At 61.9% G+C, this 24,410-nt stretch carries 22 protein-coding genes and 1 tRNA gene; 7 read left to right on the plus strand and 16 right to left on the minus strand.

The window, feature by feature from the left end; translation table 11 throughout:
* Positions 1-133: 133 nt before the first annotated feature.
* On the minus strand, positions 134-1,324 hold the full coding sequence (locus A3AY_RS0100250) for a TMEM43 family protein (RefSeq protein ID WP_018323657.1): 1,191 nt from the start codon (positions 1,322-1,324) through the stop codon (positions 134-136).
* A 251-nt stretch (positions 1,325-1,575) separates the two neighbouring features.
* Between A3AY_RS0100250 and A3AY_RS0100255 the strand changes: the two genes are divergently transcribed.
* Complete coding sequence (locus A3AY_RS0100255; RefSeq protein ID WP_018323658.1) at positions 1,576-2,733, plus strand: fumarylacetoacetate hydrolase family protein; 1,158 nt, start codon at positions 1,576-1,578, stop codon at positions 2,731-2,733.
* 61 nt (positions 2,734-2,794) lie between these two features.
* Here the strand turns inward: A3AY_RS0100255 and A3AY_RS0100260 are convergent, their stop codons facing one another.
* The 11 genes from A3AY_RS0100260 to A3AY_RS0100310 all read right to left on the minus strand — a co-directional run bounded on the left by A3AY_RS0100260 (position 2,795) and on the right by A3AY_RS0100310 (position 13,757).
* Positions 2,795-3,355, minus strand: coding sequence for a transglutaminase-like cysteine peptidase (locus A3AY_RS0100260; protein WP_018323659.1), 561 nt, complete (start codon positions 3,353-3,355; stop codon positions 2,795-2,797).
* 311 nt (positions 3,356-3,666) lie between these two features.
* Positions 3,667-5,814, minus strand: coding sequence for a GumC family protein (locus A3AY_RS36935; protein WP_018323660.1), 2,148 nt, complete (start codon positions 5,812-5,814; stop codon positions 3,667-3,669).
* Between the two features lie 141 nt (positions 5,815-5,955).
* The gene (locus tag A3AY_RS34315) at positions 5,956-6,732 is read right to left on the minus strand and encodes a metallophosphoesterase family protein (protein ID WP_018323661.1); all 777 of its coding nucleotides are present in this window, start codon (positions 6,730-6,732) and stop codon (positions 5,956-5,958) included.
* Positions 6,729-8,135, minus strand: a complete 1,407-nt coding sequence (locus A3AY_RS0100275; RefSeq protein WP_018323662.1) for an O-antigen ligase family protein — start codon at positions 8,133-8,135, stop codon at positions 6,729-6,731. The genes A3AY_RS34315 and A3AY_RS0100275 overlap by 4 nt, the downstream gene beginning before the upstream one ends.
* 97 nt (positions 8,136-8,232) lie before the next feature.
* Positions 8,233-8,895: a hypothetical protein gene (locus A3AY_RS0100280; protein WP_018323663.1), complete on the minus strand. Its 663-nt coding sequence runs from the start codon at positions 8,893-8,895 to the stop codon at positions 8,233-8,235.
* Between the two features lie 385 nt (positions 8,896-9,280).
* A complete protein-coding gene (locus tag A3AY_RS0100285; protein WP_018323664.1) occupies positions 9,281-9,523 on the minus strand; it encodes a hypothetical protein in 243 nt (80 codons plus the stop codon).
* A gap of 466 nt (positions 9,524-9,989) precedes the next feature.
* On the minus strand, positions 9,990-10,994 hold the full coding sequence (locus A3AY_RS0100290) for an NAD-dependent epimerase (RefSeq protein WP_018323665.1): 1,005 nt from the start codon (positions 10,992-10,994) through the stop codon (positions 9,990-9,992).
* A 42-nt stretch (positions 10,995-11,036) separates the two neighbouring features.
* Positions 11,037-12,344 (minus strand): UDP-glucose dehydrogenase family protein, encoded by a 1,308-nt coding sequence (locus A3AY_RS0100295; RefSeq protein WP_018323666.1) that lies wholly within the window; start codon positions 12,342-12,344, stop codon positions 11,037-11,039.
* A gap of 74 nt (positions 12,345-12,418) precedes the next feature.
* Positions 12,419-12,847 carry an OsmC family protein gene (locus tag A3AY_RS0100300; protein WP_018323667.1) on the minus strand — a complete coding sequence of 143 codons (429 nt, stop codon included), beginning with the start codon at positions 12,845-12,847 and terminating at the stop codon, positions 12,419-12,421.
* A gap of 242 nt (positions 12,848-13,089) precedes the next feature.
* Positions 13,090-13,165 (minus strand) — tRNA-Ala (locus A3AY_RS0100305).
* A gap of 202 nt (positions 13,166-13,367) precedes the next feature.
* Positions 13,368-13,757 carry a TIGR02300 family protein gene (locus A3AY_RS0100310; RefSeq protein ID WP_026202964.1) on the minus strand — a complete coding sequence of 130 codons (390 nt, stop codon included), beginning with the start codon at positions 13,755-13,757 and terminating at the stop codon, positions 13,368-13,370.
* A gap of 305 nt (positions 13,758-14,062) precedes the next feature.
* Between A3AY_RS0100310 and cmk the strand changes: the two genes are divergently transcribed.
* The gene (gene cmk / locus A3AY_RS0100315) at positions 14,063-14,689 is read left to right on the plus strand and encodes a (d)CMP kinase (RefSeq protein ID WP_018323669.1); all 627 of its coding nucleotides are present in this window, start codon (positions 14,063-14,065) and stop codon (positions 14,687-14,689) included.
* Positions 14,690-14,807: 118 nt separating this feature from the next.
* A complete protein-coding gene (rpsA, locus tag A3AY_RS0100320; RefSeq protein WP_018323670.1) occupies positions 14,808-16,511 on the plus strand; it encodes a 30S ribosomal protein S1 in 1,704 nt (567 codons plus the stop codon).
* An 88-nt stretch (positions 16,512-16,599) separates the two neighbouring features.
* Here the strand turns inward: rpsA and A3AY_RS0100325 are convergent, their stop codons facing one another.
* A complete protein-coding gene (locus A3AY_RS0100325; RefSeq protein ID WP_018323671.1) occupies positions 16,600-18,474 on the minus strand; it encodes a hypothetical protein in 1,875 nt (624 codons plus the stop codon).
* Positions 18,475-18,846: 372 nt separating this feature from the next.
* Here A3AY_RS0100325 and A3AY_RS0100330 point away from each other — a divergent pair, with 372 nt between their 5' ends.
* The gene (locus A3AY_RS0100330; RefSeq protein WP_018323672.1) at positions 18,847-20,226 is read left to right on the plus strand and encodes a nicotinate phosphoribosyltransferase; all 1,380 of its coding nucleotides are present in this window, start codon (positions 18,847-18,849) and stop codon (positions 20,224-20,226) included.
* Positions 20,227-20,286: 60 nt separating this feature from the next.
* Entirely contained in the window at positions 20,287-20,619 is a 333-nt protein-coding gene (locus A3AY_RS0100335) for a DUF6665 family protein (RefSeq protein WP_018323673.1), read from the plus strand.
* 465 nt (positions 20,620-21,084) lie between these two features.
* Here A3AY_RS0100335 and A3AY_RS0100340 read toward each other — a convergent pair whose 3' ends face one another.
* Both A3AY_RS0100340 and A3AY_RS0100345 read right to left on the minus strand, forming a co-directional pair.
* The gene (locus A3AY_RS0100340) at positions 21,085-21,963 is read right to left on the minus strand and encodes a DUF817 domain-containing protein (RefSeq protein WP_018323674.1); all 879 of its coding nucleotides are present in this window, start codon (positions 21,961-21,963) and stop codon (positions 21,085-21,087) included.
* Positions 21,963-22,589, minus strand: a complete 627-nt coding sequence (locus A3AY_RS0100345; RefSeq protein ID WP_018323675.1) for a ribonuclease D — start codon at positions 22,587-22,589, stop codon at positions 21,963-21,965. The genes A3AY_RS0100340 and A3AY_RS0100345 overlap by 1 nt, the downstream gene beginning before the upstream one ends.
* Before the next feature lie 140 nt (positions 22,590-22,729).
* Between A3AY_RS0100345 and A3AY_RS38825 the strand changes: the two genes are divergently transcribed.
* Together A3AY_RS38825 and A3AY_RS0100355 are read left to right on the plus strand one after the other, a co-directional pair.
* Complete coding sequence (locus A3AY_RS38825; protein WP_018323676.1) at positions 22,730-23,041, plus strand: hypothetical protein; 312 nt, start codon at positions 22,730-22,732, stop codon at positions 23,039-23,041.
* Between the two features lie 89 nt (positions 23,042-23,130).
* Positions 23,131-24,162, plus strand: coding sequence for a hydroxyacid dehydrogenase (locus tag A3AY_RS0100355; protein ID WP_018323677.1), 1,032 nt, complete (start codon positions 23,131-23,133; stop codon positions 24,160-24,162).
* Here A3AY_RS0100355 and A3AY_RS38830 read toward each other — a convergent pair.
* Positions 24,155-24,397, minus strand: a complete 243-nt coding sequence (locus tag A3AY_RS38830) for a hypothetical protein (protein WP_162700026.1) — start codon at positions 24,395-24,397, stop codon at positions 24,155-24,157. The genes A3AY_RS0100355 and A3AY_RS38830 overlap by 8 nt on opposite strands.
* Positions 24,398-24,410 lie beyond the last annotated feature (13 nt).

Here is a 24,410-nt window from a genome sequence, read left to right on the forward strand (position 1 = left end):
GTGATCCGCCGCGTTGAAGGAGCTGCAGGCTAGAGAGAACGATGCTCAAACGCAAACGTCCGGCGGTCGATTTACGAAGCGCTGCCGGACGAAAGGAGGCAAGGCGCGTCGGTTCGGGCGCGCGCGGGTCGTGTCAGCTCCGCCCGAAAGCGGCGGTCGATGCCGTCGGGGCAGCGACTGCCTTCTTGCGGCGAAGGTAAATCAGCGCCGCGGCCATGAGGATGCCAAGGGCGATGATGATGATCGCCAGTAACGGCCGATAGGCGATCCAGGCGATGGCGATGACGACCGGCCCGAGGATCAGGGTCAGGATCCCGGCGATGATCGATGTGCCGAAGCCGACGATCGAGCCGACAAAGGGGATGACGTCGGCGATGATGCCGAGGATCGACAGCATGATGACGAAGCCGACGAACATGCCGAGCAGGCCGCCGAAGCGAATGAGCCAGGTGACCAGGGTGTTCTCGCTCTGGGCCGCCTCGAACATGTCCGCTGCGCCGACCTGGCCGGCAGCGCTCAGGAACAGTTCGCGACCGTTGGAGGCCTTGTATCGTGCAATCGCCGCGCCCTTCTGCGCGCCGACGAAGCTCGCAGCGGAAATGTCCTCGCGGCTGAAGCTGATGCGCAGATCGCCGATCGCCGGGCTCTGGCGGTTCTGCGACACATAGATCGTCGTTCCGTCTGCCTTGACCGGCTTGTCGGAACCGAGAGCCGACGTCACCTGGCCGACGACATCGGCAGAGAGCTTGACCGGGCTGTCCGTGCCGAGATCGGCAACGGCCTTGCCGTCGACGGTGAAGGCGCCGAGCGTCGCGGTCGCGACAGTGAAGCGCTCACCCTCGATCGGCATGTCGGGGTTCTGATGCTGGTCGGCCTGCTTGAAGTCGGAGGAATCCACGCGGCGCGGGCGCCATTCCTTCCTGTAGGTGTAGGTCGTAACGGTCTCCTCGCCGCCGCCGAGCGTCTTCTTGGTCTCGCTCTTGCTGTCCTCCATCCACTGATACATCTCGACCTTGCGGTTGAGGCCGGCGGCACCCTCGGCCGAAACGCCGAGCGCGGGATCCTCCGGCGTACCATCGGGCTTCACCGATCCGGAAATGTGCACCAGCTTGCCTTCATTGGCCGGATCGATGCTGCCATTATCGACCGAAACGACAATGCCGGCACCCTCGGCCAAGGCGCGATAAGTCTGCACCGAGCGGCCTTCGTTCCAGGAGAGCAGCCAGATCATCCCAAGCACCAGCAGCGGGCCGAGGATGAGGCCGATCAGCCCGTTCTTCAACCGCGAAAACCAGGAAGTCGTCGTCGTTTCGGTAAAACTCATGTCCCATCCCCCTCTTGTGACCATCCGTGCAACGGCTGGCCTCGCATGCTTATTCGGTCTCTCCGGTGCTATCAGAAATTTAGTAAAATTAAATAGAGCGTCCGCCTGTCGCGCCGACCATTCTTCGGGTCATCCCGCAAGATTCCGCGACAGTCTTTCCGACGCGGTCATATTGTTTTTCCGTCGCGCACCTTGCCCGCGATGCGGCGGCCGTTATCTTGCCACAGCAGGCATACAACGGGGAGGGCAGCATGGCGGCGGCAAGCGATATTTTTGAAACGGGAACATTCGTTGGGCGCCTCTGGCGGCCGGATGCCGCCGGACCTTCCCTGGTCGTGTTGCGCGGCGGCGATCTCTACGACATCACCTCGAAGGAGGTGCCGACGATGCGCGACCTGCTTGAATGCGACGACCCCGTCGCATTCCTCATGCAGCAGGAGGGCGAGCGTCTCGCATCGCTGCAGGCGGTCATGGACGCCTCGGTGGAGGCGACGGGCGATCTCTCGACGATGCATCTTCTCGCTCCATGCGATCTACAGGCGGTCAAGGCGTGCGGCGTCACCTTCGCCCGGTCGATGCTTGAGCGCGTCATCGAGGAAAAGGCTGCCGGAAACCCGGCGCTGGCGGAAAAGATGCGCGAGCGCGTGACCGCCATCATCGGCGACAGCCTGCGCGACCTGAAGGCCGGCTCGCCGGAGGCGGCGAAGGTGAAGGGGGCACTGATCGAGGAGGGCGTCTGGTCGCAATATCTCGAAGTCGGCATCGGGCCGGATGCCGAGGTCTTTTCCAAGGCGCAGGTTCTGGCCTCCGTCGGCTGGGGCGCCTCCGTCGGGCTGCATCCGATTTCGCGCTGGAACAATCCCGAGCCGGAAATCGTGCTGGCGGTCGATAGCCAGGGCCGCGTCAAGGGCGCCACCCTCGGCAATGATGTCAATCTGCGCGATGTCGAGGGCCGCTCGGCGCTGTTGCTCGGCAAGGCCAAGGACAACAATGCGTCCTCCGCCATCGGGCCGTTCATCCGCCTGTTCGATGCCACCTATTCGATCGACGACGTGCGCAATGCCGATCTGTCGCTGACGATCACCGGTCCCGACGGGTTTGTGCTGAACGGCTCAAGCACGATGCGGGAAATCAGCCGCGATCCGCTCGATCTCGTCTCCCAGACGATCGGCCGTCACCATCAATATCCCGATGGTTTCATGCTGTTCATGGGCACGCTGTTTGCTCCCGTCGAGGATCGCGATGCGCCGGGGCAGGGGTTCACCCACAAGATCGGCGACGTCGTGACGATCGCCAATCCGCATCTCGGATCGCTCACCAACACCGTGCGCCTGTCGACGGAGTGCCCGCCCTGGACATTCGGCCTGGCAGCGCTGATGCGCAATCTCGCCGCACGCGGATTGCTCTAGCGGCGAACGCGAACGGGAAGAGCAAGCGCTCTTCCGTTCACGCTAGCGCCTTTTAGGCCCCTCAGTTCGCCGACCAGCGGGTCGGATCGGCCGAAGCAACGCTGACGAAGCGGTAGCCGGTCTGGTTACGCTTGACGATCGTGCTGCGCAGGTTGTCTAGGGCGAATTCGCCGGCGGACGTCTTGACCAGCAGGATCGCGTGGCCTTCTCCGCGCGGCGTGCGCACCACGGCAACCCGCAGCGCGCTGGCCGGAATGCCGGCGCGGATGAGGCGGCTGCGCTTGGTCATGACATAGTCGTCGCAGTCGCCGAAGGCCGGGTTGAGCGACCAGACGTCGCGGCGCTCGTTCAGCGGGCGGATGCTGCGGTTGACCGAGCGGTTGACGGAGGCCAGCAGCCCGCGGATCTTTGAGGTGTAAGCAACCTGCGACTTCGAGCTCTTGGTGCACTCCGCGATATGATCGAGGCAGTAGAGCGAAAATGCGATCGGTGCCACCGAGGTCTGGCGATGGTCCTTTGCGGCGCCGCGCGCCGAGCCCAGATTGACGGCATAAGCCGAAGACATGCTGGTGACGCCAAGAGCCGCGATGGCCGCCAGCGCGATGACTGCTTTCTTGAACATGATCCCTGTCCCTGTCGTCCGCAGCCTCTGTCCAAGGCTTCGTTTGTTGGACCGAAATCATTTCGGTTCAGGCGGAGGGCGCATCATGCTGCGAGGCGGAACACATCCGTCTCGTCCATCTGTGTCATAAAGGTACAGGAGAACGTTCTTCGGCTCGCTTAAGTAGAAAGATAGAATTTTACGGACTGCGTTTTTGCGCCTCGTGTCCTGCGCCGCAAGCCTCATGCGCCAAGCCCTGTGCTGCATGGATTGCCGCTTCGAGGCACACAAAGGAGCGCGTCGCACCCTGTTGATCTGCAAAACGCCGGTCTCTACTCGGTGTAGTAGCCGGAGTAGCTGTAATTGCCCGACATCTTGGTGCGGTCCTGCTGGTTGAGCAGGGTGACGATACCGGCGTCCGGGTTCTTGTTTTCCTTGAGCGCGGCGACGGCCCGCTTGGCGCTCGACTGCGACGTGCTGGCCCATTTGATGACGAAGACGATCATGTCGGCATGACGGGAAAGATAAAGGCCGTCCACGACCGGTTCGATCGGCGGCGTGTCGAGAATGACGTAATCGAAGTGCTTGCGGGCACTGGCGAGAATCCGGCCCATTTTCTCGCTCATCACCAGTTCGTCGGTGGCCACGTCGCTGCGCCGCCCGCCGAGAAGTACGGTCAGGTTGGAGAGCGGATCGCGCATGATGAGCGACGTCAAGGTCGCGGAGTTGCGATCCTGCCGCAGATAGTCGATGAAATCGTGGTTTGGCTCGAGATTGAGGTGCTTGTTGACGCTCGGCTTGCGCAGGTCGCAGTCGATCAGCAGCGCCCGCTTGCCCGTCAGGGCATAGGCGCGGGCGAGCGACAGCGCCATCGTCGACTTGCCTTCCGCCGGAAGCGCGGAGGAGACCATGATGATCTTGCCCTCGTCGGCATCCTGCCGCTTGGGCGCCGGATTTTTCCTTTCCTGCTGGTCGAGTGTCAGCCGCAGCCGCCGCACGCTTTCGCTGAAGAGCGAGAGCGGCGCGGTCACCATGAGATCGGACAGGCTGGAGCTCGGGCTCGCCAGCTTGTGAAGATCGTCGCTCACCTGACGTGGGGCGATGGCCGACAACGGCACTTTCAGCACGGCTTCGATCTGGTTTTCGCTGACGAAGCCGCCGATGAAATATTCGCGCAGGATCGCAAGACCGATGCCGATGCCGATCGAAACGATCAGCGACAGTCCGAGGATCAGCTTGCTGTTGGGGAAGGACGGCAGGGTCGGGGTCAGCGCGGCCGAAACCACGCGGCTGTCCGGCAACTGCAGCGACGCTTGTGCGTCAAGCTCCTGCAGCCGCGACAGCAGGGTCTGGTATTGATTGCGGGCGATCTCGGAGGATTGCTGCAGGCTGTAGATTTCGGTCAGCACTTCCGGCGGCAGGTTGCTTTGCAGAACCGTGCTGCGGATCTTCTGCCGAACCTCGTTTGCCTGCTGCTGGTAGTTGCTGACCGACTGCTGCAGGGTGTTGACCTCCTGAGAGGCCGCGCCGGCCAGCGATTTGTCGACCTTCGCGAGTTCTTCACGCAGGCTGATGGCCTCGGTGCTGTTGTCGCCGGCCGCGGCGATCCGCGTCGCGAGGCCTTCGCGCTGGCGCTGCAGCGCGTTGAGCGCGTCTGAACCGAGCTGGGTTACCAGCGTCGAGAAATCCTGCGTCTGCAGCGATTTCTGCAGCGATTCGATGCGGCCGAGCCCGGTTGCGCGGTCGCGATTGACCTTCTCGAGTTCCGCGCGAAGCGTGGTCAGGCCGTGCGAATTGGTCTGCTTCTCCAGCCGGTCGATATTGCTTGTAATGTAGGTGTCGAAGTTCCGTTCGTTTTCGACGATGGCCGCGTTGGCGGCCTCCGCCTGCTTCTGGATCGTGTCGCGTTTGGTGAGCGTCACAGCGACCTTCGCGTTGATCTGCTCGCGAATATACGTGTCGCTCATCGAGTTGGCGAGCTTTGCCGCCTTTTCGGGATCCTTTGAAACCACGCCGACCGTGATCAGGTAGGTCAGGCCGCTGCGGCTGACGGTGATGGCCGATTTGAACGCGGTGAGGACGCGCGACAGGGCCTCCTCGCCCGAGGGGGCCGGCGGCAATGGGATACGCAGCCAGCTCAGGATCCGGTCTTTCAGCGAAGCGCCGATGCCGAATTCGCTGTCCGAAACGAGGTTGTTTTCGCTGACGACGTTGAGCAGGATGCGATCGGATTTGAGAATTCCGACCTCGCTTTCAACGCGGGAATTGTCGGCATTGGGGTTGGAAAGGACATTGTCGGAATCAAGCAGGTTTTTCGTGCTCGTATCGACAAGGACAAGAGAGGTTGCCGTGTATTTGGGTGTAAGGGAGTAGGTGACGATAATCGTCAGGACAAGTATGGCGGCAATTGTTGATAAAATCAGCCAGAGCTGGCGGCGTATTAAGCCAAGTATGCCTTTGAGGTCAATTTCTGCATCCATGTGCACACAACCATTATTTGCGCAGCCGTCGCTGCTTATTTAAAAAATGAAAAAGTGTTTTATAAATTGCTGCAATGCAGCATGTATTGTGGTAGTTCTAGCAGATTACGCACGACCGACAATTGCCAAGTTCAAACATCATCAACTGCATTGAATGATCTCTGGCGCACTGCGGCGAGAAAGTCGCACGGCGGACAATATACCGCTCATGAAGGCACCGGTATCGACGTTGACTCGCCCCTGACCCACTTCGACCCTGGCGACCGGCGTATGGCCGTGAATCGTGACGATGCCATTTGTAGCCACAGCCTTTCCGCTCGCCGAAGGGCGTAGCCACAACAGATCCGCATCCGACTGCTCGGCGAGCGGCACGCCATCGCGAAGACCGGCATGGACGAAGCAGAATCCCGGTATGCTCAGCATCGACGGCAAGGATTCGAGAAAGGCGACGTGTTCGTCCGGAATGCGCGATTGCAGCAGGTTCTTCAATGCCGGGCGACTGGCCGGCAGCTTGTGCAGGCCGTAGGAATAGAGCGTTTCCCGCCCGCCGAAATCGAGCCATTGATGGTCGCGAGACGGGTTGCGCAGGAAATCGAGCATCACGTCTTCATGATTGCCGGCAAGGCAGAAGCGCTTGATGTCTGCACGCGGCTTGGCGATCAGCCGATCGATCACCGATGCCGATTTCGGTCCGCGGTCCACGTAGTCGCCTAGCATGATCAGCCATTTGGTGCCCTCACGCCTGCGGCAGTCTTCGAAGATCAGATCCTCCAGCCTCCCGAGAAGATCGTCGCAGCCATGCACGTCGCCGACGGCATAGATGTGATCCGGGCCGCCTTCGAAGAACAGCTTCTGTCGTTGCGCGGTCGCCGTCGTGCCGGCACCGCCGCGCAGGAAATCAAGGATGCTGCGAATCATGACCCCTCCCTCGTGCCGGCGTTTCTGAGTTCGAATTGCCGTGCCCAAGCGGTGGCGACAATGGCGACGAACGCAAACGTTACGGCTTCGATCTCGAGGCTGAAATCGACCAGCGAGTGCAGGGCGCCGACAAGTATGACGCAAAGGCCGCTGCGGATCAGCATGTCCTGACCGGGCGCCTTCACATAGGCGGCGCCAAGCTGCAGCACGATGATCGCGACGATCAGCATCGGCAGGCTGCCGAAGAACAGCCCGTATTCGGCCCAGAGCGACAGATAGGTGGAATGCGCCTTGTCCCAGACGAGATCGACGCTGACCGGCGCCTGATGGAACAGCGGATAGGCATATTCGAAACTGTCGCCCCCGAAGCCGAGCAAAGGCCGGGCTTCGATCATCTGCAAAACCTGCTGGTAGAGCTGCATTCTGACGTCGGACGCATCGCCAACGCGGCCCAGGCGCTCAAGGAACAGCGTTCCGTAGCCAAGCATGCCAAGACCGACGAAAACAGGGATGACGAGCAGAAACAGCCAGATGCCGGTTCGGTTGGTATTGGCGGACTTCTTGGCAAGCGCCAGTACGACCGAGGCGATCATGCCGCAGCAGCCAGCGAAGAGACCCATGCGCGAGTTCGTGGCGATCAGCGTGATGACCAGGATCAGCCAGCCGAGCCCGATGACCACGAGGCCGCCCTTGCCGAGATAGATCCCCAGGATCGAGGTGTCGCCCTTTCCCGACAACCTCTCCGTCATCCGCTCGATCATCAGATTGACGCCGAGCACGCTGCCGAAGGACAGGAAGGTGGCAAACGAGTTGCGATTGATGAAACCGCCCAGCGCCGAGCCGAAATACTTCCATTTCGGAATACCGAGGATGGTGTCGCCGAACTGCAGCAGGAACAGCAGCCCGACGACGGCGTGGACGACGATCGCCCAATAGAGGAGATTGATGAAGGCGCGCGCGCGCTGGGGGTTGCTGGTGATTTGCAGCACCAAGAAGAAGAGCAGGCCATAGGTCGCCCAGCGCACGAGGGCAAGGATCGTATCGTGCGGCGTCAGGCTGATCGTATCGAGCGTGATAAGGACACCTAGGTCGGCAATGCTGGCAGCCGCTGACGATACGCCGAGGGGCAGAGCCTGAAAAAGCATAAAGGCGCCGAGAAGGACGAAAAGGCAGAACAGCACCGGCAGATTGCGTGGTGCGATCCTGAACCGGGCGTTGGACAGCGCCATGCGGCCGAAGAGAACCGCGCCGCACAGCGAAATCAGCAGGGACCACAGCAGCCAGAGGGAGGGCTTGGTGCTGCCGAATGCGAAGGGCGAAAGGAACAGAACCAGAAGGATGGCCCACATCAACTGGTTGTTCAGCCGGAACCGGTCCGAGTGGTAGCGCGTCGCCTTCCTCATGGTCTCAGACCTGCCGTGGCGCCAGAAAAGCGCGGGCCTGACGGCTGGATTGCGGCCAGGTCCTGGTAGGGACACGGCAAAGCGGAAAACCGGATCATCACTTGCCCATCGATCTCTTGACGTTGTTCAGAAAGGCGACTTGCCGGTCCTGCGGCATCGCTTCGACGATTGCCGTAATCCGCGCCCGGAAATCGGGGTCGGAGACATAACGCCGGGCGATGACTGCGACACCTTTTTGGCTGCTGGCGAGCAGCTTCAGGTCCGCGGCTTCCGACTTGATGGTCTCGGCGCTCAGTCGTGAAAAATAGTTCTCCGCCAGATCGACGCGAAGGCGGGCGATCCATTGTTCGTTGGGGCCGGTCAGTTGCGATTGCCTGAGCGCGGCGTTGAAGTCATCGTTGGCAAGCAGGCGAACGGATGCGGCGGCGCGCACGAGCCAGGCGAAGGAGTCTGTCGGTGTCGTCGCAACGATGTCCGCGGCCCGGGCGGCGCATCTCGACACCACGTCGCGCACTGCCTTGTCGATCATGTCGATGTCGCTGTAGGCCAGCACGATGCGGAAACAGTCCTTCATCACCAGCGTCTTTGAATAGGACGACAGACCGTAGCCGAGGTCCTCATCGGCGAAGGCGCTGGGTGTCAGCGCCTGTTCGATCGGTTTGGCGGTAAACGGCGCCAGTTCGCGCCGCAGCCCGTAGCCGCTCGCTGCCGCAATCAGCAGGCAGCATACCATCGCGATCCATTTGCGCTGCCTTACCATGATGCGCCATCTCTGGCGGGTTTGCTCCGGACCGGGTGCTTTTCCAGCACGCGAAGCCGGATGCTTTCTGAAAATGTCATTCCTACCGCTCGGATTATGATTAGCAGTCCCAAACAAGGCCTTATCGCCCGTCGATCACCGCGGCGCGCGAACGGCTCGGGTTTTCGCGCGTCTGCTGTACCGCACCAGCTGTGGTTGGACGAGGGCCTATATTCAAGTTTGTATTACCGGTATGCTTGTACCCTATATTGCGAGGCCGGACGGTATCAAGCGTAAGTTAAACCTGTCGTTCGGAAGCCCGGCGAAGTTTTTTCTGGGGCCCGACACAAAAAAAGCGCCCGATGGGCGCTTTTCTACGCGTCAAACCCTGTTCCGGTGCACCCTATCAGCTGGCACGATCGTCGCCGAGGCCCGGATCCCCGCCAGGCATCTGGCCGATCGTTGCCGTTGCGGTGCCCGGCGTGCCAGCCTGAAGCGCGGCAGCGACCTGTTCGACGAACGGAGCCGCAGCAGCAGCGTCTGTGCTGAGGCCGGCCTGCGTCGAGGCAACGACGTCGCCGAGAGCAACAGAAAGCGCCGGCTGGGAGATCGCGAGCGTACCGACCGCCCTGACCAGCGATAAGATCAAGGCGTCTTTTTCCGGCCCGGCCGGCAGAGCGCTGATTTCAGCAGAAAGGCTTTGTGCCTGCCCAACGCAATTGCTCGAGCAGCTTGCAAGGGAGGCAATCGTAGCCGCAGCCGGCGCCGTTTGAGCCTGTGCGAAAGAAAGAGAAGCGCAGAGCGCTACAGTCGAGATCAATAAAGATCGCTTAAACATCAATGAGCCCCTTTAAATTGGATTGGACGTGGGAGTTGCGCTACAAAAATTAAATATACTACCCAGCCTAGAAGTTTCTTGCGGTCTCTGTCAAGACGGAACCCGGATAATGAACGGATCCGACAGGGAAAACGCAGTCGAAAGCTAGCAAACTGTGCAGCGCAGCAACAGATATATGCAGTGCGATGCTTTTTGCACCCTTCCGGATGCACTGCGGGCATCCTGTCCCCGCAAACCCTGACGATTTTGCGGAAAGTGCGTCGCGTGCAGCGCGGTCTCAGACGTCCGCCATCTCCGCGCGATACCAGTCGACGAAGCGTCTAACGCCTTCCTCCACCGATATGGACGGCGTGAAGCCCGTCAGTGCCTTCAGAAGGTCCGGGGCGGCAAAGGTCCGCGGCACGTCACCCTGCTGCATCGGCAGCATCTTGCGGATCGCCGGCCGGCCAACCGCAGCCTCGACTGTCTCGACGAATCGCATCAGTTCCACCGGCTGCCCGCCGCCGATATTGACGACCCGGAATGGCGCGTGATGCGACAGCGTATCGATGTCGTCGATACGATTGTCCTGCGCCGGCAGGACGCCCATCAACCTGACGATGCCTTCGACGAGGTCGTCGATATAGGTGAAGTCACGGCTCATGCGGCCTTCGCCGTAGATCTCGATCGGCCGGTCGTGAAGGATGCTGTCGACGAACTTGAACAGCGCCATGTCCGGGCGCCCCCAGGGCCCGTAGACCGTGAAGAAGCGAAACGCGGTCGTCGGCACCTGATAGAGATGGGCATAGCTGTGGGCCATCAGTTCGGCCGATTTTTTCGTGGCGGCATAGAGCGTCATCGGCTCGTCGGCCCGGTCGGTCTCGGCAAACGGAATTTTCTCGTTGGCGCCGTAGATCGAGGAAGTGGAGGCAAGCAGCAGGTGCCTGGGCCGCACGGCCTTCGCCAGTTCAAGGATGTTCCAGGAGCCGGTCAGGTTGGAATCGACATAGGCCTTCGGGTTTTCCAGGCTGTAGCGCACGCCCGCCTGTGCCGCGAGGTGGACGATGACGTCCGGATCGCCAATCTCGGCTGCCTGCTCCAGTGCGGCCTTGTCCTCGAGCATGCCGATCACCGGCCGGAAGCCGTTCGAGCGCGCTAGGATGGCGTGGCGCCGTTCCTTCAGGCGGACGTCGTAATAGGGCGTCATGCCGTCGAAGCCGGTGACGAAATGGCCCTCGTCGAGCAGCCGCTTGGCCAGGTGAAACCCGATGAAACCTGCCGTTCCCGTGATCAGATAGCGCATGCCGCTCCTTTGCCTTCCCTGCAATCGATCGAGATGCCGCCCTTATTCCGGCCGGCCGACGCTCGTATAGCTGAATCCGTGCTTGGTGACTTCGTCGGGGTGGTAGATGTTCCTGAGATCGACAAGCACGGGGTTTTTCATCGACGACTTCAGCCGGTCGAGGTTGAGCGCCCGGAACTCGTTCCATTCGGTGACGATCACGAGCGCATCGGCGTTTTCGGCGGCCTCGTAGGGGCTGTCGGCATAGGCAATGCCGTCGATGACATGCTTCGCATTCTCCATCCCCTCCGGATCATAGCCGGTGACGATGGCGCCGCCGTCGGTCAGCGCCTGGATGATGGCGATCGCCGGGCTGTCGCGCATGTCGTCGGTGTTGGGCTTGAAGGTAAGACCGAGCACGGCGATCTTCTTGCCGCGCACCTCGCCGCCGGCAGCGGCGATCACCTTGCGGCCCATGGCGCGCTTGCGGTTGTCGTTAACGGCGACGGTGGTTTCGATCAGCCGGACCGGGCTGTCGTGGTCCTGCGCCGTCTTGACCAGCGCCAGGGTGTCCTTGGGGAAGCAGGAGCCGCCATAGCCGGGGCCTGCATGCAGGAACTTCGCGCCGATGCGGCCATCAAGGCCAATGCCGCGGGCAACCTCCTGGACATTGGCGCCGACCTTTTCGCACAGGTCGGCCATCTCGTTGATGAAGGTGATCTTCATGGCCAGGAAGGCGTTGCCGGCATATTTTATCAGTTCGGATGTGCGTCGCGAGGTAAAGAGCAGCGGTGCCTGGTTGAGGTAGAGCGGCCGGTAGACGCCGGTCATGACGCCGCGTGCGCGCTCGTCGTTGAGACCGATGACGATGCGGTCAGGTCGCTTGAAGTCGTCGATCGCGGCACCTTCGCGCAGGAATTCCGGATTGGAGACGACCGCGATGTCGGCATCCGGATTGGTCTCGCGCATGATCCGCTCGACCTCGTCGCCGGTACCGACCGGAACGGTCGACTTGGTGACGATGACGGTGAAGCCGGTCACATGCGCGGCGATCTCGCGGGCGGCATCGTAGACATAGGAGAGGTCGGCATGGCCGTCGCCGCGACGCGAAGGCGTGCCGACCGCAATGAAGATCACGTCGCTCTGCGAGACGCTTGCTGCCAGATCGGTGCTGAAACTGAGGCGCCCGTCCTTGACGTTGTCGGCAACCAGCTGTTCCAGGCCCGGCTCGAAGATCGGAATGCGGCCGGCGGTGAGCGCCTGGATCTTGCTCGCGTCCTTGTCGATGCAGACCACCTCATGGCCGAAATCCGCAAAACAGACACCGGAGACAAGCCCGACATAACCGGCGCCGATCATCGTGATTTTCATGACATACTCCAGAATTGCTCAGGCGCATCCATAGTCAAACACGCGCGCCTTGCCAATGGGCGGATGCTTGGAGACTAGCTGGAGACAATCGTCGAAAATTCGGCATTGCCGCGGATCGTGTTGCTGACCGTGCAGATTTCCTCTTCCGCCGCCCGTGCGATGGCGTTGCGCGTCTCGTCGTCAATGTCGCCCTTGATCGTGAGGAGGATTCGGAATGTCTGAACCCGCGAAAGGCCTTCCGGCGCCTTCTCGCCGGACACCTCGGCGCTGATTTCCGTCACTCTGTCGAGGACTCCCATCCGGCTTGCCGCGATGCGGGCACTCATCGCCAGACAGGCGGAGAGCGAAGCGTAAAGCAGGTCGAGCGGATTGAAGCCTGGCTGCGACGGGCCGGTGACGATGCCGAGTTCGCCCCCGGTTGCTGACGTAATGTGCGGAAATCCAGTGCGGCCCAGAACCGCCGTTGCACCGGTCGGTCGGGATCGTGTCTTCAATTCCGTCATGTCCTGTCCTTTCACGTGATCGAGGGGCCGTGGCCGGCCTTGGCATCGAGTGCCGCTGTCGCGAGCATCCGGCGCGCAGCCGGCCCATGACCGTTTGCAATCGCCTCACGCCAGCGACCGGCCTTCCGACCCTGCGGCCTACGATGGCCAGGAGGTCACGAGTGGATCAATAGAATTCCAGCTGATTGGCCGGCGACAAAGCGCACCTTAGGGGATGGAAAATTACAAACGAAGGAAAGATTTGGTGGAGCTAAGCGGGATCGAACCGCTGACCTCTTGCATGCCATGCAAGCGCTCTCCCAGCTGAGCTATAGCCCCATTTTGGGTCCGGCGATGCCGGTTCCGGGAAGTCCGTCCGGACAGTTCGTCCGGTCGGGTGGCGGCTTCATACTTCTGCTTTCTGCAGATGGCAAGCCGAAAAAGACAACCGGGCAAGTTTTTTCCGCTGAACCCGGAAAATGCGTCCGCATGGCCTGTTGAAAACACCGCGCGAACGCCATTTGCGTGTATTATGAGAGGTTTAGACCTCGTCGTCGTCGTCCGAGACGCCGATCAGGTCGGACAGGCCGTCTTCGTCTTCGTCGTCCTGCTCGAGGAAGGTGTCGTCGTCGTCACCTTCGATCTCGACATCATCGTCGCCGAGATCCGGCAGATCGTCGCCGCCGGCTGCTTCGCCGTCGGCATCCTCGAGCGACACGAGCTCGACTTCGGTGTTCTCGGTATCGACTTCCTGGATCTCGTCCTCCTCGGCAGCCTTTTCCAGCACCTTGGCGACGGAGGTTTCCTCGAAGAAGGAGAGGGGATAGGATTTGCCGGTGTAGGGAGAAACGATCGGATCCTTGTTCAGGTCGTAGAACTTACGGCCTGTTTCCGGATCGATGCGCTTTGTTCCAAGTTCCGCTTTTGCCACAGTCAAAGCCTCTTGAATGGCCGGGGTTACCGGCATTTGCCGGAATACCGGCGTTGAACGTGAAATGAATTAGCCGGTCCCCATAATCGTCTTGGCATGATCTGTCAAAGCCTAACTTTCCGGATGTTGCGGAGCCGATGCCCGACCGGGGCAAAACGCCATGGTGTCTGCATAAACGCCCGAAACAAGGCTGCCGTTTCCAATGGCACGGGAACATCGAGGGGAACTCGCGCCCGCGCTTGGCATTCTCCTCGGCTTTCCGCTAACAAGGCGCACGACGACAACCGCATTGCAAGGACGTTTTCATGATCATCGCCATCGACGGACCGGCTGCCGCCGGCAAGGGAACGCTGTCGCGCCGGATTGCCGAGGACTATGGCTTTCACCATCTCGATACCGGACTGACCTATCGCGCCACGGCCAAGGCCCTCATCGATGCGGGCCTGCCGCTCGACGACGAACTGCTGGCTGAGGAGATGGCGCGCCAGATCGAGCTTGCCGGGCTGGATCGTGCCGTCCTCTCGGCCCATTCGATCGGCGAGGCGGCGTCGAAGATCGCGGTGATGCCGCTCGTGCGCCAGGCGCTGGTCGAGGCGCAGCGTGCCTTCTCGAAGCGCGCGCCGGGCGCGGTGCTCGACGGCCGCGACATCGGCACGGTTGTCTGCCCGGATGCGCAGGTGAAGCTCTATGTCACGGCGTCCCCTGAAGTCAGGGCGCGCCGCCGCTTCGACGAGATCGTGGCGAACGGCATTCCGGCCGATTATCTGGAGATCCTGGCCGATATCGTCAAGCGTGACGAGCGCGACATGGGCCGCGCCGACAGCCCGCTTCGACCGGCCGAAGACGCGCACTTGCTAGATACGTCTGAAATGAGTATAGAGGCCGCATTCTTGGCGGCGAAGAGCATCATCGATGCCGCATTGAAGAAATAGTCCGAGACACCATCCCCGCGCCGGATTTGCTCCTCATCTGAATGGAGCGGATGGTTTTCGGACATGTCAACGCTAACCCCCGGCGCCTGTGCCTCACCAAGGCACATCAGGAGTATTCATGTCCCAAGCTAACCCCACCCGCGACGATTTTGCCGCGCTGCTGCAGGAATCCTTTGCCACGCAGGATCTTGCCGAAGGCTACGTCACCAAGGGTATTGTCACGGCCATCGAGAAGGACGTCGCGATCGTCGACGTCGGTCTGAAGGTCGAAGGCCGCATCGCACTCAAGGAATTCGGCGCCAAGGCCAAGGACGGCACGCTGAAGGTCGGCGATGAAGTCGAAGTTTACGTCGAGCGCATCGAAAACGCGCTGGGCGAAGCTGTTCTGTCGCGCGAGAAGGCTCGCCGCGAAGAAAGCTGGGTCCGCCTCGAAGTCAAGTTCGAAGCCGGCGAACGCGTCGAAGGCGTCATCTTCAACCAGGTCAAGGGTGGTTTCACCGTCGATCTGGATGGTGCCGTTGCCTTCCTGCCGCGCTCCCAGGTCGACATCCGTCCGATCCGCGACGTCACGCCGCTGATGCACAACCCGCAGCCCTTCGAAATCCTCAAGATGGACAAGCGCCGCGGCAACATCGTCGTATCGCGCCGCACGGTTCTTGAAGAATCGCGCGCCGAGCAGCGTTCGGAAATCGTCCAGAACCTCGAAGAAGGCCAGGTTGTCGACGGCGTCGTCAAGAACATCACCGATTACGGTGCGTTCGTTGACCTCGGCGGCATCGACGGCCTGCTGCACGTCACCGACATGGCATGGCGCCGCGTCAACCATCCGTCGGAAATCCTGAACATCGGCCAGCAGGTCAAGGTTCAGATCATCCGCATCAACCAGGAAACCCACCGCATCTCGCTCGGCATGAAGCAGCTCGAGTCGGATCCGTGGGATGGCATCGGTGCCAAGTACCCGGTCGGCAAGAAGATCTCCGGTACCGTCACCAACATCACCGACTACGGTGCATTCGTAGAGCTGGAGCCGGGCATCGAAGGCCTGATCCACATCTCCGAAATGTCCTGGACCAAGAAGAACGTACATCCCGGCAAGATCCTGTCCACGACGCAGGAAGTCGACGTTGTCGTTCTCGAAGTCGACCCGACCAAGCGCCGCATCTCGCTCGGCCTCAAGCAGACGCTCGAGAACCCGTGGCAGGCCTTCGCGCACAGCCATCCGGCTGGCACCGAAGTTGAAGGCGAAGTCAAGAACAAGACCGAATTCGGCCTGTTCATCGGTCTCGACGGCGACGTCGACGGCATGGTGCACCTGTCCGACCTCGACTGGAACCGTCCGGGCGAGCAGGTCATCGAGGAATACAACAAGGGCGACGTCGTCAAGGCTGTCGTTCTCGATGTGGACGTCGAAAAGGAGCGCATCTCGCTCGGCATCAAGCAGCTCGGCAAGGATGCGGTCGGCGACGCCGCTGCTTCCGGCGATCTGCGCAAGAACGCCGTCGTCTCGTGCGAAGTCATCGCCATCAACGACGGTGGCATCGAAGTGAAGCTCGTCAACCACGAAGACCTCACCTCGTTCATCCGCCGTGCCGATCTGTCGCGTGACCGCGACGAGCAGCGTCCGGAGCGTTTCTCCGTTGGTCAGGTTGTCGACGCCCGCGTCACCAACTTCTCCAAGAAGGATCGCAAGGTCATGCTGTCGATCAAGGCGCTTGAAATCGCTGAAGAGAAGGAAGCCGTCGCACAGTTCGGTTCGTCCGACTCCGGCGCTTCGCTCGGCGACATCCTCGGTGCGGCTCTGAAGAACCGCTCGGGCGAATAAGCCTTAGGCGTTACGTATAAAGAAGCCCGCGGGAAGCGATTTCCGCGGGCTTTTTCGTGTCCTTGCCCTGCGGCGCCGGCTGCTTCGGCTAGCCCAGACCGCCCATGCGCTGGTAGAGATCGTAGGCATCGGCGGTTTCCGTCTCGTCCTCGTCGCCGGCGGCCTCCTCGTCTTCGGGCCCCTCGTCTTCGGGCGCCTGGTCGTCGCTTTCTCCGCGCTCGTCCCGCTGTTCGTCATCGGCGAGGGATGGCCGCTCCTCTGCCGCCTCGAGGCTCCGCGTCTCGGCGGTCTTTGCCGGCAGATAGGGAATCATGGCGAAGGGGATGGCGTCTCGCGCAATGGCCGTTTCCGGCTGTCGGGGCATCTGGGCCTCCTGCGCGCCTTCATGGGGGCCGGATGCATGGGCCGGACGGCGCGCCGCCTTCTCCTCCGCCGCATCGAGCAGCGCACTCCAGGTGTCGGCTTCAAGTCCGGGCGGTTCGGGCTGCTCGGCCAAGCCACCGGTGGTCGGCGCGGTAGCCGGCGGCAATTCTACATCGTCCTGTGTCTGAAGCTCTGCGAACAGCGCCTCGGCACCCATATCGGCCGTCTCGCTTGCCAGCGTGGTAAAAAGCGTGTCCGGCGGCGTGCCTGCCGATCCTTCCGGCGACCACAGGCTGGCATCGACCAGCGTCTTCAGTGTCTCGACCAGCGTCTTTTCCGACTGCGATGTCTCGAATTCGAATTCCGAGGATTGCCCCTCGGCTGCGGGCGCAAAGGATCGTGGCGCCGGTTCTGCATGCAGCTCCCATTCACCGAGGTCGTGGCCTTTGAAACCCTCGACCTCGCCGCGATGCGGCAGCATGTCGCCGGGTCCGGCGGTTTCCGCCCGGACCTCCGGTTCAGCGACGGTCGCAGGCAGGGGATCGGCTGCCGCCGAAGCGGTCTGCCGTGGAACGGAACCGGCTTCGGAAGACCCGGAGTTCTCGCCTGCTGCCGGTTCCGCCGCGGTCTCCCGCTCGCCCTCTGCAGCGTAGGATCCAGCCTGGGTCGGCTCTTCCGGTATTTCGATCGGACCTGTTTGCTGCGAAAGATCAAATCCCAGTTCCTGCTCCAGATCGGCCTTTGTCTGGCTATCGATGTCGCCCGTGGCAATGGCAGCCACCAGCGACAGCGCTTCCGGATCCGCGGCGAGAAAGGCAGCGGCAGCCCGGAGCAAGGGGATCGTCTCGGAATTTGCCTTGGCCTGGGGCTGTGTGCCTGCGGAAGTTGGATCCTTGCGCCGTGTTGGCGATTTCGCCGCTTGTTCCTCGCTCTCACTTGTCTCCGCCCCAACGGCCGGTACCGCGGCCTCGTCTTCGTCGCCGAAGGCTTTCTTCAGGGCTGCCTGCAGCAGGCCTGGATCGACACCTGCCGCCGGTGCGGCAAACTGCGGCTGCATCACCGGCAGCGCTGTCGGGCGACTTTGCACGGTCTCCTGCGGCACGGTCCCTGTCCCCGCCGGCCTGCCCCCTGGCTGGCTCGTTGCCGACCGCGCTGCCGGTGTGAAAAATTCCTGCAGCAGACGCGGCGCGTCGATGATCGAAGGGCCCTTCAGGGCTTCCGCGAGGATCCGGATCGATATGGCGAGATTGCGCTGCCCGAGCTGCTTTTCCAGCGCCAGCCGCGCGGCCGGCGGCAGCGTATCGAGAAAAACCGCCAGCCGCCTGGTGAAGTCACGCAGGGTTTCCTGCGGCAGCGGCGGAAAATTCAGGACTTTTGCCAGCGTGTCCAGCAACCGGATCAATGCTTCCTTTGGCAGCCGTTCGCTGTCGACAACGTGGCGGTTCAGCGTCTCCACGATCTTGAGGACGGCTTCCGACTGGCTTCCCGAAATCCTCACCGGTTCGACATGCGTGCGCTCTTTCGGCGTAGCGGTCTCCACCACGGCGGCTGCCGGCGTGGATGCGGCGGATGTCTTGACTGTGAGAATGGGCGTCAGCATCGCAATCTCCGTCAGGTTCGGGTTGAGGTCAAAACCATCGTGTCTGTTGGTGGCACACCGGCCATCGAGCCGGATAAGTCCCAAGCGGGTGGCGAGGGGGAAGGGCGCTTCATGCGCATGCCCGACGGCTCGTTCACGGCCATACCAGACTGCGGCGGCTGCTGCGGAACCACGAATGGCCGAGCATTTCAGGTTCAATATTAGGGCAGAATGATTGACAGAATATTAACCATACTGCGCGGCGCGAGGAGAATTTAGCCGGAGCAGGCGGCTTGCTTTGCTCTTGCTGCGTTTTGTGCGGTCGCGTACATCTTTGCCGCCGCCCGCCGTCGGTGGGGCTGCGGACTTGGACTTGCTTTCGGGGGGAATGCGATGAATCCGGCCAATCTGATCCTCAATACCGACAGCTACAAGTTCAGCCATTTCCTGCAATACCCGCCCGGCACAAGCGCCATCTCAGCCTATATCGAAACGCGCGGCCATCAGGATCAGCCCGATGTCCTGTTCTTCGGCCTGCAAATGTTCTTGAAGGAATATCTCGGCAAGCCGGTGACGCGCGCCGATATCGACGAAGCCGAGGCGATCGTCACGGCCCACGGCCTGCCGTTCCATCGCGCCGGCTGGACGCGTATCGTCGAACAGTTCGGCGGTTACCTGCCGCTCGAGATCCAGGCCCTGCCGGAAGGGACGCTCGTTCGCCGCGGCGTGCCGATGGTGCAGGTGGTCAATACCGATCCGCACGCCTTCTGGCTGACCTCCTACATCGAGACCGCGCTGTTGCGCGCTGTCTGGTATCCGTCCTCCGTCGCCAGCAATGCCCGCAAGGTCAAGCAGATCATCCGCCCGATGCTCGAAAAGACCTGCGACGATCCGGAAGCCGTGTTGCCGTTCCGGCTGCATGATTTTGGCGCCCGCGGCGTCGGCGCTTTCGAGCAGGCGGGCATCGGCGGCGCAGCCCACCTCGTCAACTTCATGGGCACCGATACGGTGACCGGCGTGCTCTATGCCCGGCGGTACTACGGCGCCGAGATGGCCGGTTTCTCCATTCCGGCCTCCGAGCACTCGACCATGACCGCCTGGGGCGTCGAGCGCGAGGCGGATGCCTATGCCAACATGATCGACCGCTTCGCCGGTGGTGGCATGTTCGCGGTTGTCTCCGACAGCTACGACATCAACTACGCGGTCTCTGAAATCTGGGGCGAGCAGCTGCGCGAGAAGGTCAGGGCCAGCGGCGGCACTCTGGTCATCCGGCCCGACAGTGGCGACCCCATCGAAACGCCGGTCCATGTCATCAAGCAACTGGACTATCATTTTGGTTCGACGCTGAACGCCAAGGGCTACAAGGTCCTCGACAAGTCCGTGCGCGTGATCCAGGGCGACGGTGTTTCCAATGCCGATATCGGTCAGATCCTCGGGCGGCTGGAAGCCTTCGGCTTCTCGGCTGAAAACATCGCCTTCGGCATGGGCGGCGGGCTGCTGCAGAAGGTCAACCGCGACACCTATTCCTTCGCCATGAAGACCAATGCGCGGCTGGACGATGCCGGCAAATGGCACGATGTCTTCAAGCGTCCGGCGACCATGAACGTCAAGGCCTCCAAGGCCGGCCGCCAGGCGGTGGTTGGCGGTCTGGGCGGTCTGGAAGCGGCGCGCCTCGATGAACTCAAGGAACGCAACCATCTGCAGCCGGTCTGGAAGGATGGCGAGCTTCTGAGGGACTGGAGCTTTGCGGAAATTCGCGAGCGCGCCAAATAGGCGCTTGCAGCATCGGCGTTCTCGTCCCATCCTTGCGCCGATTTATACGGGAGCCTTGAGATGACGGTCCGTCCGCCCCAATCCCTGTCGCCGTCCTTCACGCGAGATTCCGGCCTCAATCTCCTGGAATACGAGCTGATGTCCGAACGGGCCGATGCGCTCGGGCGGCACGGCCTGAAGGTGGAAAAGGCGATCGCGGCTCTCAGCGTGCTTGAGGATGCGGCAACGACGCCGGACAGGCGAGAGCAGTTGCTGAACGATGCTGCCGACGCCGTGTGGGCCTTCTTCATCCAGCGCGAGATCTGCGGTCTGCGCTCGAACCGCGATGCGGTCCAGCGATACGGCATCCCGAAGGAAGTCATGGCGCGACTCGGGATCATCCGCAAGCTCTGATCAGGCGGCCCCCTCCTTCGCCAGCAGCTCGTAAATACCGTCCTCATCGACCGTGACCGCAAGAATGTCCTGCTGGCCACCTCTTCGCGCTGTTCGTCGCTGGCCTGGCCGGCGCGGGCGAGTATGATCGCCTGTTCCTCGTCGCTCGGTGCTTCGCTTAGATCTTCGGAAATGTCTGCACTATCCTGCCACGCCGATGTCTCCTTCGATTGAACGCTCTCGATCGACGCCTGCGTTTTGGCGATCTCGGCGTCGGCGGCCAGGACCTGAATGGTCTGGATCGCACTCGCGTCGGCACTCTGATCTGTGCCGGTTGATCGCCTCGATCATTTCCTGCGCAGTGATGCCCAGATCCCGAAGGCCGCTCTTGGCTTCCACCTCAGCAACGCTGGAGGGCAGACAGGCGCGTGCGCTCGTCAGCGCGGACCCGGCCTTAACCGTACGAAATGCGTGTGGCGGGCAGCCTCAGGCGACCGCGACTTTGCGGCGGCCCTCCCAGCCATCCGGCAACGTCGGTTTGCAGACGATCGTGACCAGCACGAAGCTCACATAGAGCAGCAGGTACCACGACCCCATCTTTTGCAGCGATACCAGGTGCCATTCGCGTTGCCCTGGATAAAGCCAGATGCCCGTTGCCGTTCCGATGTTTTCGGCAATCCAGAGGAAGATGCTGGTGAGAAATGCGGCCAGCACCAGCGGCATCCAGCGGGCCTTGCGTTCTACGGTAAAATAGACGCGTACCCGGCCGAAAAGGAGAAGGATGGCGACAAAAAGCCCGATGCGCAGGTCGGCGATATAATGATGGCTGTAGAAGTTGATGTAGATCGCAGCCGCCAGAAGGGCCGTGAGCGCAAACGGCGGATAGTGCGTGAAACGCATGTCGAAAATGCGGATGGCGCGGGCCATATAGCTGCCGACGGAAGCATACATGAAGCCGGAGAAAAGCGGCACGCCGGATATCTGGAAGATTGCGTTCTCCGGATAGGCCCACGACCCCATTTTCACCTTGAAGATCTCCATGCAGGTGCCGGTGACATGGTAGATCAAAATGACCTTCGCCTCGTCCCAGCTTTCCATTCTCAGCCGGAGAAAGAGGATCTGTATCGCCAGCGCCATGAGAAAGAGTGCATCATACCGGTTCAAGACCCACTCAGGGCTCCAGACGAGCTTCGTCGCGACAATCAAAAACAGAACCAGCGCGCCCAAAAGACATGACCATGCCTGCTTCAGGCCGAAGAGGACGAATTCGGCGATGCCCTGTGGCAAGCGTTTAAGCTGCCGCCGGATTGCAAGCCGCAGCGGTTCGAGAACCGGCCCGGTGGCGTGGTCTTCGATCGGCGGCATCAGCTATGCGCGAAAATGTCGGTTTCGTCCCAGCCGAGGAGGTCGAGCTTGGCGCGCGTCGGCAGGAAGGCGAAGCAGGCGTCGGCATGGTCCATCCGGCCATCGCGGATCAGCCGTGCCGTCAGCTTGTCGCGCAGCGCATGCAGGTGCAGCACGTCGGAGGCGGCATATTCCAGCTGCGCCGGCGTCAGCGTCTCGGCCGCCCAGTCGGAGGACTGCTGCTGCTTGGAGATGTCGACCTCGAGCAGTTCCTTGAGATTGTCTTTCAGGCCGTGGCGGTCGGTATAGGTCCGCGTCAGGCGGGAGGCGATCTTGGTGCAGAACACCGGTGTCGTCGTGACGCCAAAGGTGTGGAACAGCACGGCGATGTCGAAACGGCCGAAATGGAAGATCTTCTGGCGGGCCGGGTCTTCCAGCATGGCCACGAGGTTTGGCGCCTCTCGCTGGCCCCTGGCGATCTGGATCACGTCGGCGGTGCCGTCGCCCGGCGAAAGCTGCACGACGCACAGCCGGTCGCGGCGCGGAATGAGGCCGAGCGTTTCGGTATCGATGGCGATCGCGCCCTTGTAGCGGGCCGCGTCTTCGGCCGAGATGTCACCTGCGTGAAGCCGTATTGTATTTGCCATTTCAATCCCCACATCAGCCGGACAGGGTGTCGCGCGTCGTTCAAGTCGTTGGCCTATAGCGCAACTTCTCTGAAAGCGATACCGTCTCCTTCTGCCGTGACAGTCGGATTGCCGTTGCCCGGCGCAAATGTGATCATCTCATGAAAGCGCTTCGAACCGTCACCTTTTCCCTCGTGCTGTGGGCAGCTTCGATCCCGTTCGGTGCGACCGTGTCGGCTGATCCGTTCTGGCAGCCGGTGCAGGCCTATACGGATCTCCCGGGGGTCAAGTCGCCTGAGGCCGTGGAGCAGGAAAACGCGGTGAGATGCCAGCAGGTGCGCATACGGCGCAGCCCCGGCCTCAACTCAGGCTATGCGACCGCCAATTTCTGCCGGCGCGGCAATGGACCGGTCTTCCAGTCCGGCCGGCTGCCGCCGTCGATCATACGACAGTTGCGCGGCTTCACCTACTGACCGTCGGGCCGCTTGCAAATTGCCGGGGCGTCAATACAACTTGCCGCATCGGGCCTGCCGGCTTTTCCGGCGGCCTGGGAGACGACATCATGGCTGAAACGCACCGACCCCTGGTCATCTGCGCGCCGGAGCCGCGCACGCTCGACCTGATCTTCACGCCGCAGGCTCTGGCACGGCTCAAGGCGACATACCGGATCGTCGAGGCCGATCCGGAGAACATCGCCGGTCTGGGCGACGATGTGCTCGGCGAATGCCGCTACATCATCGGCCAGCCGCCGCTCAGCGCCGAAACACTTGCGCGCCTCACTGCGCTGCGCTGCATCCTCAACGTCGAAAGCAACCTGATCAACAACATGCCCTATGAGGTGCTGTTTGCCCGCGGGATATATGTGGTGACGACCGGCCAGGTCTTTGCCGAGCCGGTTGCGGAACTCGGCCTTGCCATGGCACTCAACATCGCCCGCGGCATCGTCGACGCGGATGTCGATTTCCGCGAGGGCAGGGAGCGCTGGGGCGGCGAGGGCAACGCCAAGGCACGGCTTCTCTCCGGTGCCGACGTCGGCATCATCGGCTTCGGCGATCTCGGCAAGGCGCTGAACCGGGTCCTTAGCGGCTTCCGCACCAAGACCCGCGTCTACGATCCGTGGATGCCGGCCTCGATCCTGATCGACCACGGCGTCCAGCCGTCGAGCCTCGAGGAGGTACTGAGCGAAAGCGATTTCATTTTCGTCGTTGCGGCCGCCACCAGCGAGAACCAGCATTTCCTCGGTGCCGACGCCTTTGCCGGCATGCGGCCCGGCGCCGCCTTCATCCTGCTCAGCCGTGCCAATGTGGTGGATTTCGGTGCGCTGATGGCGGCGGTGGCAAGCGGCCATATCGTTGCGGCAAGCGATGTCTTTCCGGACGAGCCTCTACCGCTCGACCATCCCGTTCGAAACCTCAAGGGCTTCCTGCGTTCCGCCCACCGGGCCGGCGCGCTCGACAGTGCCTTCAAGAAAATGGGCGATATGGTGCTGGAAGACATGGACCTGATGGACCGCGACCTGCCGCCGATGCGGTGCAAGCGGGCGGAGCGCGAGACGGTGTCGCGCATGCGCTCCAAACCTGTCACCGTCAACTGATGTCGGCGGCCGGCGGCAGCGGCTGGTTACGGAACTCATCCAGACTTTCAAAGAACAGACGGCATCCGGCGTCGTTGCGAAGGACGAGTTTACCGCAGGTGGGTAAGGCGAGGAAATTGAGCGGGCAAGGAGGCGGGCATGCGATGATAAATGCGGCAGTGCTTGGCTGACCGCCGATTGGCCCCTCATCCGGCCTGCCGGCCACCTTCTCCCCGTGAACGGGGAGAAGGGACAAGCGGCGACCTCCG

The organism is Rhizobium giardinii bv. giardinii H152, from assembly GCF_000379605.1.
GTDB lineage: Bacteria > Pseudomonadota > Alphaproteobacteria > Rhizobiales > Rhizobiaceae > Pararhizobium > Pararhizobium giardinii.

Coding starts and splice junctions, on each gene's coding strand:
- A3AY_RS0100250 (WP_018323657.1), bottom strand. CDS start 1,324: ATGAGTTTTACCGAAACGACGACGACTTCCTGGTTTTCGCGGTTGAAG.
- A3AY_RS0100255 (WP_018323658.1), top strand. CDS start 1,576: ATGGCGGCGGCAAGCGATATTTTTGAAACGGGAACATTCGTTGGGCGC.
- A3AY_RS0100260 (WP_018323659.1), bottom strand. CDS start 3,355: ATGTTCAAGAAAGCAGTCATCGCGCTGGCGGCCATCGCGGCTCTTGGC.
- A3AY_RS36935 (WP_018323660.1), bottom strand. CDS start 5,814: ATGGATGCAGAAATTGACCTCAAAGGCATACTTGGCTTAATACGCCGC.
- A3AY_RS34315 (WP_018323661.1), bottom strand. CDS start 6,732: ATGATTCGCAGCATCCTTGATTTCCTGCGCGGCGGTGCCGGCACGACG.
- A3AY_RS0100275 (WP_018323662.1), bottom strand. CDS start 8,135: ATGAGGAAGGCGACGCGCTACCACTCGGACCGGTTCCGGCTGAACAAC.
- A3AY_RS0100280 (WP_018323663.1), bottom strand. CDS start 8,895: ATGGTAAGGCAGCGCAAATGGATCGCGATGGTATGCTGCCTGCTGATT.
- A3AY_RS0100290 (WP_018323665.1), bottom strand. CDS start 10,994: ATGCGCTATCTGATCACGGGAACGGCAGGTTTCATCGGGTTTCACCTG.
- A3AY_RS0100295 (WP_018323666.1), bottom strand. CDS start 12,344: ATGAAAATCACGATGATCGGCGCCGGTTATGTCGGGCTTGTCTCCGGT.
- A3AY_RS0100300 (WP_018323667.1), bottom strand. CDS start 12,847: ATGACGGAATTGAAGACACGATCCCGACCGACCGGTGCAACGGCGGTT.
- cmk (WP_018323669.1), top strand. CDS start 14,063: ATGATCATCGCCATCGACGGACCGGCTGCCGCCGGCAAGGGAACGCTG.
- rpsA (WP_018323670.1), top strand. CDS start 14,808: ATGTCCCAAGCTAACCCCACCCGCGACGATTTTGCCGCGCTGCTGCAG.
- A3AY_RS0100325 (WP_018323671.1), bottom strand. CDS start 18,474: ATGCTGACGCCCATTCTCACAGTCAAGACATCCGCCGCATCCACGCCG.
- A3AY_RS0100330 (WP_018323672.1), top strand. CDS start 18,847: ATGAATCCGGCCAATCTGATCCTCAATACCGACAGCTACAAGTTCAGC.
- A3AY_RS0100335 (WP_018323673.1), top strand. CDS start 20,287: ATGACGGTCCGTCCGCCCCAATCCCTGTCGCCGTCCTTCACGCGAGAT.
- A3AY_RS0100340 (WP_018323674.1), bottom strand. CDS start 21,963: ATGCCGCCGATCGAAGACCACGCCACCGGGCCGGTTCTCGAACCGCTG.
- A3AY_RS0100345 (WP_018323675.1), bottom strand. CDS start 22,589: ATGGCAAATACAATACGGCTTCACGCAGGTGACATCTCGGCCGAAGAC.
- A3AY_RS38825 (WP_018323676.1), top strand. CDS start 22,730: ATGAAAGCGCTTCGAACCGTCACCTTTTCCCTCGTGCTGTGGGCAGCT.
- A3AY_RS0100355 (WP_018323677.1), top strand. CDS start 23,131: ATGGCTGAAACGCACCGACCCCTGGTCATCTGCGCGCCGGAGCCGCGC.